The sequence below is a fragment of the Devosia faecipullorum genome (genome assembly GCF_015158295.1).
Classification (GTDB): Bacteria; Pseudomonadota; Alphaproteobacteria; order Rhizobiales; family Devosiaceae; genus Devosia; species Devosia faecipullorum.
In genome coordinates this window covers 14888-26717 of record NZ_JACDXV010000008.1, presented here as the reverse complement: position 1 = coordinate 26717, position 11830 = coordinate 14888, and the positions used below count along the sequence as shown (strand labels likewise).

Genomic DNA, 11830 nt, shown 5'->3' with positions numbered 1-11830 from the left:
AGACGATCGTGACGGGTTGATCGCCATCGAACGCCGCCTCGCGAGGTAGTTGGGTTCGATGGCGGTCATTATGACTCGTCTTCGTCACCGCGGAGCAGGTCTTCCAGGCCGGAGTTCATCGCGAGAAACCCGCCGTCGTCCAAGCGATCGAGGGTCAGGAGCCCGGCGCGTTCGAAGATGATCCAGATCCGGCGTTCCGCCCGGGCGAGCCAAAGCTGTATGGACAGCAAACGCCTGCTCATGAATCGGCAGTCTTCCCCGTCCAAGTCGCCGGGCCACACCCCTTCATGGAAGAGGCGGTGTACGAAGTAGTCGCGCTTGTCCTTGATCCACTTCAGGTACCTGATGTCGTCCGTCGCGATCCCATGTTTTTCGAGCACCTTGATGAGGGACCCCAAGGTAGAACCTTGAAGCGCGGCCCGTTTTGCCACGAACCTGTCCCACCGGTCGGCGTCTTCACCGAGCCTGTGCTGCACCTTGAGCCGGTCGCACATCTGCATGGCGCTGATCAGCATGTCCTCGAACTTGCCAACCGCCAATAGGTACCGGCCATCTCCTGGCAATAAAGAAATCGAGCCACATCGTCCTCCGACATGGCGCCGATGATCTCGAGGAGCTGTTCCTTCGACAGTTCGGGACGAAACACCGTTGCTACTCCTCCGCGCGTCGGTCCCGCGTATGATCGCGCAAGTAACCTTTAGGCAATACCGGGTCGAGCCAACGCCCGTCTGGCATGTTACCAGGTTTGATGCTGCGCGTGGTCATGTCTCATCGCCCCGGCTGTTAGCCGTGGCAGTGCTGAAGCTTCCGCGCCCTGCATAAGACGCGGCAAAAACCTTATCTTGACAGCGAATGATAAATCCATAATTTTGGATATATGGAATCAACACATGCAATCGAAGTCTTCGCTGCACTATCGCAGTCGACCCGTCTGGATACCTTCCGCTTGCTCATGGAACACGAGCCTGAAGGTCTACCGGCAGGGGAAATCGCGCGCCGCCTAGAGGTGCCACAGAACACGATGTCGTCGCACCTGGGCGTACTAACCCGTGCCGGCCTGATCGAGTCCGAGCGTCACAGTCGTTCGATCGTTTATCGTGCCGTCGTTGATCGTGTTCGAGAGATTGCGAGCTTTCTAGTGCAAGACTGCTGCGGTGGTCGACCGGAGCTGTGCGAGCCTCTCGTCGCCGAGTTCACCCCTTGTTGCCCACCAAAGGAGTCGAGCCATGCCTGACCGCGTCTACAATGTCCTGTTCCTCTGCACCGGCAATTCTGCCCGCTCGATCTTGGGCGAGGCGATCCTCAATCATGTGGGCCAAGGCCGTTTTCAGGCATACTCCGCGGGCTCGACGCCCAAAGAATCGGTTCATCCGATGACGCTGGAGACGCTGGCCAAGGTTGGCATTCCGACGGATGGCCTTCGCTCGAAGGCTTGGGATGAGTTCGCCGCCCCGGATGCACCCAAGATGGATTTCATCTTCACGGTCTGCGACAACGCTGCCGGCGAAGTCTGTCCGATTTGGCCCGGTCAGCCGATGACCGCCCACTGGGGCATCGAAGACCCTGCTGCAGTTGACGGACCGGAGTTCAAGCAACGTGCCGCCTTCGATGATGCCATGCGCTATTTGCGCAACCGGATCGGCGCGTTCATCAACCTGCCGATCGCCAGCATCGATCGTATGGCATTGAACTCGAAGCTTGAAGGCATTGGCGCCATGGACGGAACGACCACCAAGTCGTCCAAGGTCGCATGATCAGCTCGACCCCCATACCGGGGGATGATCCGAAGTTCCTCGCCGCTCTCACCGAAGCAAAGCTTCCCACCGACGATGTTGGTGAACCTGACCGGTCGTTCTTCCGCTTCGAGCGGGGCGGTCGGCTTCTCGGTTTCGGCGGCTTCGAGCTCTACGGCGAGGACGCCCTTCTTCGATCCGTTGTCGTGCCGCAGGAAAGCCGGGGCACTGGCGCCGGGCGTACGGTGGCCGAGGGCATGCTTCGTGAAATCTCCAATGCCGGCGGCACGCGAGCGTACCTGCTGACCACCACGGCAGCCGACTTCTTCAAGCATCTTGGCTTCGAGGTCATCGACCGTGAGGACGCACCTTCCGCGATCCTCAGGACGCGCCAAGCCTCTTCCATCTGCTCATCCGCACCGATGCTGTTTTGCGCCATCTAGGTTTCCCATGTCCATTTTCGAACGCTACCTGACCTTGTGGGTCGCCATCTGCATCGTCGTCGGCATTGCTGCCGGCCACTTCTTCCCTGCTGTTTTCCAAAGCCTGGGCTCCTTCGAATACGCCCAGGTCAACACACCCATGGCGGTCCTCATCTGGCTGATGATCATCCCCATGCTCGTCCGCATCGACTTCATGAGCCTTCGGCAGGTGGGCGCATACTGGCGCGGCATCGGCGTCACCGTCTTCATCAACTGGGCAATCAAGCCGTTCTCAATGGCCCTTCTAGGCTGGCTCTTCATCGGCGGGCTGTTCCGACCACTGCTGCCGGAGACGCAGATCGACAGCTATGTCGCGGGCCTCATCATCCTGGCCGCAGCGCCGTGCACCGCCATGGTGTTCGTCTGGTCAAACCTGGTCCGGGGCGAACCCCACTTCACCCTGAGCCAAGTCGCCCTCAACGACGCCATCATGGTCGTCGCCTTTGCGCCGATCGTCGGCCTGCTGCTCGGCCTTTCTGCCATCACCGTTCCCTGGGACACGCTGCTGCTCTCAGTCGGGCTCTACATCGTCGTGCCGGTGATTGCTGCGCAGCTCTATCGCAGGTGGCTGCTTGCCAATGGCGGCATCGACGCCATGAACAAGGTGCTGGCCGTCCTGCAGCCGATCTCGATCGCCGCGCTGCTGCTGACCCTCGTCATGCTCTTCGGCTTCCAGGGCGAGCAGATCATCGCCCAGCCCATGGTTATCCTGCTGCTGGCCGTGCCCATCCTGATCCAGGTCTACCTCAACTCGGGCTTGGCTTACTTCCTGAACAGGGTCTCCGGGGAGCAGCACTGCGTCGCCGGGCCCTCGGCACTGATTGGCGCTTCCAACTTCTTCGAACTCGCGGTTGCGGCTGCCATTGCCCTCTTCGGCTTCAACTCCGGGGCCGCGTTGGCCACCGTGGTCGGCGTGCTGGTCGAAGTGCCGGTCATGCTGTCGGTGGTCTGGATCGTGAACCGTAGCAAGGGCTGGTACGAGCGCGGCGCAGCCGTTCGACACAACACAGAAACGAGGGCCGCCGAATGAGCGTCACCATCTACCACAACCCCGATTGCGGCACGTCCCGCAACACCTTGGCCATGATCCGTCAAAGCGGCGTCGAAGCGACGGTGATCGAATACCTCAAGACGCCGCCAAGCCGCGATCGCATCTTGGAACTGGTCTCCGCCGCCGGCATCAGCCTGCGTGATGCCCTCCGCAAGAAGGATACCCCGTACGAGGAACTCGGCTTGGGTGACCCGGCCAAGACCGACGAGGACCTGCTCGAAGCCATAGAAGCGCAGCCGATCCTGCTCAACCGTCCGTTCGTGGAGACCCCGGTGGGCACCCGCCTCTGCCGGCCATCCGAAGTCGTGCTCGATATCCTCGAGAACCCCGATATCGGGCCGTTCACCAAGGAGGACGGCGAGGTCATCATCGATGCCGAAGGGAAACGGCTTGTCTAACTTGCCCAACGTCCTGCCTGCAGCCTTCCAGGTTCCCGACTTCGGCCAGCTCGTCGCTCCTGCCCTCGACCACAAACCACGCATTCTGATGCTCTACGGGTCGCTACGGGAACGCTCCTACAGCCGATTCCTGACCCTGGAAGCCGCACGCCTCCTTGAGGCATTCGGTGCCGAAGTCCGGATCTTCCACGCAAATGGCCTACCGCTGCCCAACGATGCTCCAGATACCCACCCCAAGGTGCAGGAACTCCGCGAGATGATGCTGTGGTCGGAAGGCCAGGTTTGGACATCGCCGGAACGTCATGGCGCGATGAGCGCGGTGTTGAAGTCGCAGATCGACTGGATACCGCTCCCTGGCGGCGCCATTCGGCCCACGCAGGGTCGAACTCTGGCGGTCATGCAGGTGTCGGGTGGCTCCCAGTCCTTCAACGCCGTCAACCAAATGCGCATTCTCGGACGCTGGATGCGGATGGTGACCATCCCCAACCAGTCCTCGGTCGCAAAGGCCTTCCAAGAGTTCGATGAGGACGGTCGCATGAAACCGTCATCCTACTACGATAGGGTCATCGACGTTATGGAGGAGCTGGTGAAGTTCACGCTGATCAACCGCGGCGTATCCGGCTACCTGACCTCCCGCTATAGCGAGCGCAAGGAAGCGGCAGCCAAGCTCGAGGAGCGGGTCGGCCTCAAGTCGATCTAGGATACGATGGCCGATACCCAATCCAACGCCGGCGCCATCTGGGCTCTCGGCATCACCCAGATTATCGGGTATGGCACCCTCTATTACAGCTTCAGCATTCTTGCCCCGAACGTCGCCGGCGACCTGCAGGTGCCAGTGGAGTGGATCTACGGCTGCATCTCCCTCGCACTGCTCGCCGGTGGGCTCGTCTCGCCATGGGCGGGCGGGCTGGCAGATCGGGTCGGTGCCGGCAAGGTCATGTCGATCGGCTCGATCGGTGCCGCTGCGGCGCTTGCGACTTGCGGGCTGGCAGGGAGCGCCATGGCCTTCCTGGCTGGCGTGATCCTCGTCGAACTTGCGTCGGCCTTCGTGCTCTATTCCACCGCGTTCGCATTCCTCGCCCAGACGACGGGCTCACGCGCGCAGCGCAGCATCACCTACCTGACCCTCATCGCCGGCTTTGCCTCGACGATCTTCTGGCCACTGACCACTTGGCTGCTGCAAGCCACGGACTGGCACCAGGTCTACTTCCTCTTCGCCGGCCTGAACCTCGCCGTCTGCCTCCCGCTGCACCTGTGGCTATCCCGCTTCGCACGGATCGCAGCGGGTCGTCCGCCCGAAACGGTCGCTGCCCCGATGCCGATATCGGTCGAGAACGGAAACCTCGTGTTCGTCCTCATCGTCCTTGGTTTCTCGCTCGCCGGCTTCGTTTCGGCGGCGACATTGTTCCATATGGTGCCCATGCTTGGCCTGCTGGGGCTGGGCACAGCCGGCGTGTGGGTCGCCTCGCTGCTCGGTCCTGCCCAGGTGGCAAGTCGATTGATCAACATGGCCTTCGGCCAGAACCTTCCTGCTACGGTCTTGGCAGTGGTCTCGGCAGTCACAATGCCGCTGGCGTTGGGTGCGTTAGCGCTATCCGCCCCCTCAACTACTGGCGCCATTGCCTTCGCGGTGGTTTTCGGTATCGGCAGCGGGCTCTTCAGCATCGTCTCCGGGACGCTGCCATTGGCGATCTTCGGCAAGGCAGGTTTCGGGAAACGGCTGGGCTGGATCGGCATGGGAAGGCTGGGGCTGTCCGCATTGGCGCCATTCGCCTTGTCGATCTCCCTCGGCACTATCGGACCGGAGCCATCGCTCTGGGTCTTAGCTGGCGCCGGCACCTGCTGCGTCGCGGTGTTCGCCGAAGTGCGGCGTCGCTGCTGTCCGTCAAGATCAGTGATGCCAGCTCGTTAGTGCACGAAGTTCACGTTCCGCGATTTACCTATCTCGCAACCGCTCTATAGATCTGGTCACGTCACCTCGCTCCGGCGCGTGCTCGACAGGGGCAGTCCGTCGAGGTGCCGGGAAACGCCTTCCCGGCTTCCGACACTTCGTAGCCGAGAGCCTTCACGCAACCGAACAAGTCGGCGAGGTCGAACCCCTCGCCACTGCGGACGGTCATGCTTGCGCCGCTCAGCGAAACTCCGACATAGGCGATGCCCGGGAGCCGATTGACCGCGTTCTCCAGCACCTGGACGCAGCCGTCGCAGGCCATTACGGCGATCCCGATCGTCAGCTTCTCCCCGACCCCCAGGACGTCATGCATCGAAGCTGACCTTGCCGGCCATGTCGAACTCGTAGACATCGTCCCGGAAACTGACGACCCCGTTCCGGTTCGCCCACGCCGAGATGTAGGTCGTGTGGATCTCCGGAGGGTTGGTCACCTCGACGTCCTTCCGCTCGCCGGTGGCGAATACGTTGGCGACCTCGCCGGGCCCCCAGTCGCCGTTGTCGCGTAGCACCCAGCCGACGAAGTCCTGGACCTGGTCGACGCGGACGCAGCCTGACGAATAGAACCGGGCGTTCTCCCCGAACAGGCCCTTGGTCGGCGTGTCGTGCAGATAGACCGCATGAGGGTTGTGGAAGTTGATCTTGACGTTCCCCATCGAGTTCTGCGGACCCGGATCCTGGCGGAACCGGTAGTTCACCGCTTCCTCGGTCTGCCAGTTGATCTGGCTCGGTTGCAGCTCGTTGCCGCTGCCGTCGAAGATCCTGATCTTCTGTTCGGTCAGGTAGTTCGGGTTCTCGTTCATGTACTTGATGAGATCGCGACGGATGATCGAGACGGGCACGTTCCAGTACGGATTGAAGTTGATCTGGTGGATGCGGCTCTTGAGGATTGGCGTCTGCCGGTCGATGCGTCCAACCACAGCGGTGTGCCGGCGCTGCACCATCCCGCCCTCGACAACCTCGATGAAGGCCGCGGGAATGTTCACCACGACGTAGCGGTCCGCCAACGCCGACGCCATGTTCTGCACCCGTAGCAGGTTGAGGCGAAGCTGGTGCAGTCGGGTCTCGGCCGGAACATTGAGGGCATACCAGGTGGCTTCGTCGACCTGTCCGCTTACCTGCAGGCCATGGCGAGCCTGGAAGCGTCGCAAGGCGGCGTCGGTCGGAGCGTCCATTGCATCGTCGACCCTGTCCACCATGGGCATGTCCGCAGAGGCGAGCAGCCGCCGCTTGAGCTGCACCACGCCATCACGGTTGACGCCCATGGTAACGCCGTAAGTTTCCTGCGGCACCTGCTCCCAGCCGCCGCGGGCGACGAAGGGCTCGTATTGGGCAATCGCCATCTGAAGGTTGTTGGCCGTGTCGTAGCTGAGGATCGGCTCGACAGTATCGATGGCTTGGATCGCGGCGGCACTGTTCGCTTCCCGCTCTGCATCTGTCAGAGTGCGGGTCTGGTTCATCATGTCCCACAGCGACTGCGCCCGGGCAGGCTGCATCATGGGCAACTTGGCAGCCGCACCCAATGGCAGCAGCCGCAGGAAATCTCTTCTCTTCATTTCTGTCTTCCGTGGCTTGGATCGTTGGCATTGCCGGTCCGGAGCCCGGACCGCGGCTTCAGCCGACACGCGGAGGACGGAAGAGACCTTTCGGCACAGTTGCGCCGGTCGCGGCAAGATCGAGATCCAGACCGTGGTCATGCCTTGCAGCATAGGGTTCGGCTGCCGCTGCCGCCACATCGGGAGCACAGAAGGCGACGGAGCAGCACCCTATGGCATGGAGCGGTTCTCCGCCGCAGCCGTCGTGATGCTGGTGATCGTAGCCCTCGACCACAGGAGGTGGATCGATGGCTGCAAAAGCCGTCGCGTTGGCCTGCACTGAAATCATCAGGATCATGGCAGCGCACAAAGCGGGCAGCAGCCCGCGGGCGAGGCGGATAATCGACATCGGTTTCACGGACGCAGCATGGCCTGTTCAGTTGACCTGCTTATCAAGAGAAAATCGGGCGACATTACGAATGACGCATATGGAGACTCCGGTCGCGTTGGATGGCGGGGCGATCACAGCCTCGCGCCGATGGCTTCCATCTGTTCAATCTCGCTGCGCTGCGCCTCGATGATTTCGCCGCACAGGTCGACCAATTCCTGATCCTCGAGGTCGGCCTCGCGGCACATGAGAATGGCCCCGGAATGATGCGGGATCATGCTGTCGACGAACTGACGGTCGTCAATTAGGGCCTGGCTTCTCGTTCCCCAGAAGGACAGCACCGTGAGCAGTACGAATGCAAGATAGAGGACGATGTTCATCCTACGGTTCGGGAACATACCCGGCATTGTCGCTAGCATGAAAATGCCCATCGGCGCCCACATGGTCACGGCCATGTAGAACATGTTCAGGTTGTTCCGAAAATCGGGCCAGCCGTCGATCATCGAGAACATGACGAAGTACATGACGACCAAGCCAAGGATCATGTTGATCCAGAACATGAGATACGGACGCCCGTGCCCCTTGTGATCGCCTCCTTCATGAGTCGCATGACCCATTCCTGAATGTTGCGCATGGTCAGTCATGATCGTCTCCGGGTGCCTTGATCAGGGCCCTGTCGGTCCTGCCGGTTGATTTCGGACCATCACCGCTTGCGAACGCCGGCGATGGCTCACCTTGCCACCATAAAGGTTTCCACGGTGGCAAGGTCAATGGGTCAAGTCTCAGAACGCCTTGCCCTCGATCTTCGCCTCCTCGCAGCTCAGGCCTTCAGGCGCGCAACCCCAGGTCAACCTGGATGGCGGAAAGCGCCACGCCCATGGGGGACGTGTTGAGGATGACGATGAACTGCGCTGCGCAGAGAGCGCCAGCGCCGCCCACCGCCTCGTGTCGGTATTGGCGTTTTGCATAATGAGGTCCTTGACGATTCCGCCGGTGCGGAAGCGGTTATCGTGCAACCGCTGCACGACTGTCGCGGAGTCCTGGCTGTTCCAACCCTGGAAAGGTCAAGCGCCCCGTGACCGTCCCGAACCTTGTTCATCGATCGACATTGCCTCTTGACCTTCCAATCGTTGGAAGAATTACCTATGTCGACAGTCGATCAAAAGGACTGTCGAAATGTCGCTTGCATCCGATCTCCAGACGCCAGTCGGCACCGCCGCCGCGAAGCTCGACTTCCAGGTGGAAGGCATGACCTGCGCGTCGTGCGTGTCCCGTGTGGAGAAGGCCATCCGTGCGGTGCCGGGCGTGGCATCGGCCACCATCAACCTCGCCACTGAAAGGGCGACTGTCGACTTCTCGGGTGCACTGGATCCACGCGGCGTGGTTTCCGCTATCGAGAAGGCGGGCTACGCTGTTCGCTCGGAAACGACCGAGCTGCTGATTGAGGGCATGACCTGCGCCTCGTGCCTGTCTAGGGTGGAAAAGGCGCTGACCGCCGTCCCCGGCGTCGCATCGGCTTCGGTCAATCTCGCCACCGAAAAGGCGGTCGTGACCCACCCCGCCGACACGGTCACTCGATCCCAGCTCGAGGAAGCGGTGCGGGCCCGCGGCTACGATGTGGTGCAACAGGCAACGGTTACCCCGGACGCGGAGCCCGAGGATCGTCGGGCCATCGAGATCATCGGCCTCCGGAACTCGCTCGCGCTTTCCGCGGTGCTGACCATACCTCTCTTCGGCATGGAGATGGGGTCGCACTTCATCCCGGCCGTCCATGATTGGATCATGATGGGTCTCGGCCACGCCAACAGCCTCTACATCCAGTTCGCGGTGGCCACAGCAGTGCTGTTTGGACCCGGCCTCCGGTTCTTCCGCAAAGGCATCCCCAACCTGTTCCGTCTTGCGCCGGACATGAACTCGCTTGTCGTCCTGGGCACCAGTGCAGCCTGGCTTTATTCGGTGGTGGCCACCTTCCTCCCCGGCTTGCTGCCGGAAGGTACCCGCAACGTCTACTTCGAGGCTGCGGCGGTGATCGTGACCTTGATCCTGCTCGGTCGCTTCCTGGAGGCAAGGGCGAAGGGGCGCACCAGCCAGGCGATCAAGCGGCTCGTCGGTCTTCAGCCGAAGACCGCTCGTGTCGTCAGGAACGGCGTTGCCTTGGAGGTGCCGCTCGAAACGGTTGTGGCAGGCGATGTGCTGGAAATCCGCCCTGGCGATCGCGTGCCGGTCGACGGCACAGTAGTCGACGGCAACTCCTATGTTGACGAGTCCATGATTACCGGCGAACCCGTCCCTGCCCGTAAGTCGGCGGGCTCGGAGGTTGTCGGCGGCACCATCAACAAGACAGGGGCCTTCAGCTTCACGGCCACCAAAGTCGGGGCCGAAACGATCCTTGCCCAGATCATCCGGATGGTGGAAGCCGCACAGGGCTCGAAGCTCCCGATCCAGGCCATGGTGGACAAGGTTACGGCGTGGTTTGTGCCGGCCGTGATCGGCGCGGCGCTCCTCACCTTCGCCGCATGGTTCATCTTCGGCCCCTCCCCCGCCCTTACCTTCGGCCTGGTCAATGCAGTCGCCGTCCTGATCATCGCCTGCCCTTGCGCCATGGGTCTCGCGACGCCCACCTCCATCATGGTCGGTACCGGTCGGGCCGCCGAAATGGGCATCCTCTTCCGCAAGGGAGAAGCGCTCCAGACCCTTCGTTCGGCTCAGGTGGTGGCACTCGACAAGACGGGCACGCTGACCAAGGGCAAGCCTGAACTCACCGATATCGAGGTTGTAACCGGCTTCGATCGCCGTGAAGTGCTGCGGCTCGTCGCCAGCGTCGAGGCGAAGTCAGAGCACCCGATCGCCGAAGCCATCGTTGCCGCTGCCGAAGCGGAGGGGCTTGTGCGTGGTCCCGTCGACGGCTTCTCTGCGGAACCCGGTTTCGGCGTCATCGGCAATGTGGATGGTCGATCGGTCCTCGTCGGCGCCGACCGTGCCATGACCAAGGCTGGCATCGATGTTGCCGCCTTCAACACGACGGCGTCCCGGTTGGGCGATGAGGGCAAGACCCCGCTTTACGCGGCGATCAACGGGCAACTGGCTGCCGTCATCGCGGTTTCGGATCCTGTTAAGGAAACTTCGCGCGAAGCGATCCGGGCGCTGCATGACCTCGGCCTCAAGGTCGCGATGATCACCGGCGACAATGCCCGGACCGCCCACGCCGTGGCCTTCCGTCTTGGCATCGACGAAGTCGTCGCCGAGGTGCTGCCGGACGGCAAGGTCGCGGCCATCAAGCGGCTTAAGGAGGGCGGCCGCACGGTGGCCTTCGTGGGTGATGGCATCAACGACGCTCCTGCCCTGGCGGAAGCCGATGTTGGCCTGGCAGTCGGCACAGGCACGGACATCGCTATCGAGAGTGCCGATGTTGTGCTGATGTCCGGCGACCTGCGTGGTGTTCCTAATGCGATTGCCCTTTCCAAGGCGACCATCGGCAACATCAAGCAGAACCTGTTCTGGGCCTTCGGCTACAACGTGATCTTGATCCCTGTGGCCGCCGGGCTGCTCTATCCCGTGAACGGCACTCTGCTGTCGCCGGTCCTGGCAGCGGGTGCAATGGCGCTGAGCAGCGTTTTCGTCCTGGGCAACGCCTTGCGGCTTCGAGGCTTCCATCCCCCTGTGAAACAGGGCGCTGGCAACGGAGCCGAACCCAATACGCTCGAATTCAACCAGATGGAGACCGCATCATGAATATCGGCCAAGCCTCCAAGGCCAGTGGCGTGTCGACCAAGATGATCCGCTACTACGAATCGATTGGCCTCATCACGGCGCCGCTGAGGACCGAATCCGGCTACCGGGTGTATTCGGACAACGATGTCCATGCCCTCCGCTTCATCAGCCGGGCCAGGGACCTCGGCTTCTCCATCGAGCAGATGGCCGACCTCCTCGCGCTGTGGCGGGACCGCTCCCGCGCCAGCGCGGACGTGAAGGCCATCGCCCTCGATCACATCCGTGTTCTCGACGAGAAAGCCAAGGCCTTGGCGGCCATGAGCGAGACGCTGCGCCACCTCGCCGAAAACTGCCACGGCGATGGTCGGCCCGACTGCCCAATCATTGATGGCTTTGCCGGCGAAGCACCTGTCGCTGCCCGGAAGCGGAAGCCACGTTTCGGCGTGCTGGATATCTCCCCTGACCGTGCGCATGGTTAAGCCGTGTTTGGGGAAGATCTCTATCGTGTCGCCGAGGAGCTGCCGTCCATCGATGACTACCTGAGGCTTCGGGATCTCACGGGCCTCGGTCTCAAGAGCAGCAGG

The 11830-nt window shown here is 62.1% G+C and carries 14 protein-coding genes; 9 read left to right on the top strand and 5 right to left on the bottom strand.

The window, feature by feature from the left end; all coding sequences use genetic code 11:
- Positions 1-68: 68 nt before the first annotated feature.
- Complete coding sequence (locus H0482_RS14795; protein ID WP_193730840.1) at positions 69-539, bottom strand: hypothetical protein; 471 nt, start codon at positions 537-539, stop codon at positions 69-71.
- A gap of 338 nt (positions 540-877) precedes the next feature.
- On the opposite strand from H0482_RS14795, the gene H0482_RS14790 reads away from it, so the two are divergent.
- From H0482_RS14790 to arsK, 7 genes are read left to right on the top strand one after another with little or no spacing between them, the layout of a single operon-like run.
- Positions 878-1234 (top strand): ArsR/SmtB family transcription factor, encoded by a 357-nt coding sequence (locus tag H0482_RS14790; protein WP_191772199.1) that lies wholly within the window; start codon positions 878-880, stop codon positions 1232-1234.
- On the top strand, positions 1227-1754 hold the full coding sequence (locus H0482_RS14785) for an arsenate reductase ArsC (RefSeq protein WP_191772200.1): 528 nt from the start codon (positions 1227-1229) through the stop codon (positions 1752-1754). The genes H0482_RS14790 and H0482_RS14785 overlap by 8 nt, the downstream gene beginning before the upstream one ends.
- The gene (arsN2, locus tag H0482_RS14780) at positions 1751-2176 is read left to right on the top strand and encodes an arsenic resistance N-acetyltransferase ArsN2 (protein WP_193730839.1); all 426 of its coding nucleotides are present in this window, start codon (positions 1751-1753) and stop codon (positions 2174-2176) included. The genes H0482_RS14785 and arsN2 overlap by 4 nt, the downstream gene beginning before the upstream one ends.
- A 7-nt stretch (positions 2177-2183) precedes the next feature.
- Positions 2184-3245 (top strand): ACR3 family arsenite efflux transporter, encoded by a 1062-nt coding sequence (gene arsB / locus H0482_RS14775; RefSeq protein WP_193730838.1) that lies wholly within the window; start codon positions 2184-2186, stop codon positions 3243-3245.
- Positions 3242-3664: an arsenate reductase (glutaredoxin) gene (gene arsC, locus H0482_RS14770; RefSeq protein ID WP_191772203.1), complete on the top strand. Its 423-nt coding sequence runs from the start codon at positions 3242-3244 to the stop codon at positions 3662-3664. The genes arsB and arsC overlap by 4 nt, the downstream gene beginning before the upstream one ends.
- Positions 3639-4364 carry an arsenical resistance protein ArsH gene (gene arsH, locus H0482_RS14765; RefSeq protein ID WP_193730837.1) on the top strand — a complete coding sequence of 242 codons (726 nt, stop codon included), beginning with the start codon at positions 3639-3641 and terminating at the stop codon, positions 4362-4364. The genes arsC and arsH overlap by 26 nt, the downstream gene beginning before the upstream one ends.
- A gap of 6 nt (positions 4365-4370) precedes the next feature.
- On the top strand, positions 4371-5576 hold the full coding sequence (arsK, locus tag H0482_RS14760; RefSeq protein WP_193730836.1) for an arsenite efflux MFS transporter ArsK: 1206 nt from the start codon (positions 4371-4373) through the stop codon (positions 5574-5576).
- 61 nt (positions 5577-5637) lie between these two features.
- Here arsK and H0482_RS14755 read toward each other — a convergent pair whose 3' ends face one another.
- The 4 genes from H0482_RS14755 to H0482_RS14740 all read right to left on the bottom strand — a co-directional run bounded on the left by H0482_RS14755 (position 5638) and on the right by H0482_RS14740 (position 8152).
- The gene (locus H0482_RS14755) at positions 5638-5928 is read right to left on the bottom strand and encodes a heavy-metal-associated domain-containing protein (protein WP_193730835.1); all 291 of its coding nucleotides are present in this window, start codon (positions 5926-5928) and stop codon (positions 5638-5640) included.
- Positions 5921-7168, bottom strand: coding sequence for a L,D-transpeptidase family protein (locus tag H0482_RS14750; RefSeq protein WP_193730834.1), 1248 nt, complete (start codon positions 7166-7168; stop codon positions 5921-5923). Before H0482_RS14750 ends, H0482_RS14755 begins: the two co-directional genes overlap by 8 nt.
- 58 nt (positions 7169-7226) lie before the next feature.
- The gene (locus H0482_RS14745) at positions 7227-7556 is read right to left on the bottom strand and encodes a hypothetical protein (protein WP_035083843.1); all 330 of its coding nucleotides are present in this window, start codon (positions 7554-7556) and stop codon (positions 7227-7229) included.
- A 113-nt stretch (positions 7557-7669) separates the two neighbouring features.
- Positions 7670-8152, bottom strand: a complete 483-nt coding sequence (locus H0482_RS14740) for a DUF305 domain-containing protein (RefSeq protein WP_051960711.1) — start codon at positions 8150-8152, stop codon at positions 7670-7672.
- A gap of 559 nt (positions 8153-8711) precedes the next feature.
- On the opposite strand from H0482_RS14740, the gene H0482_RS14735 reads away from it, so the two are divergent.
- Together H0482_RS14735 and cueR are read left to right on the top strand one after the other, a co-directional pair.
- Complete coding sequence (locus H0482_RS14735) at positions 8712-11267, top strand: heavy metal translocating P-type ATPase (RefSeq protein WP_193730832.1); 2556 nt, start codon at positions 8712-8714, stop codon at positions 11265-11267.
- Positions 11264-11725 carry a Cu(I)-responsive transcriptional regulator gene (cueR, locus tag H0482_RS14730; RefSeq protein ID WP_193730831.1) on the top strand — a complete coding sequence of 154 codons (462 nt, stop codon included), beginning with the start codon at positions 11264-11266 and terminating at the stop codon, positions 11723-11725. Before H0482_RS14735 ends, cueR begins: the two co-directional genes overlap by 4 nt.
- Positions 11726-11830: the final 105 nt, after the last annotated feature.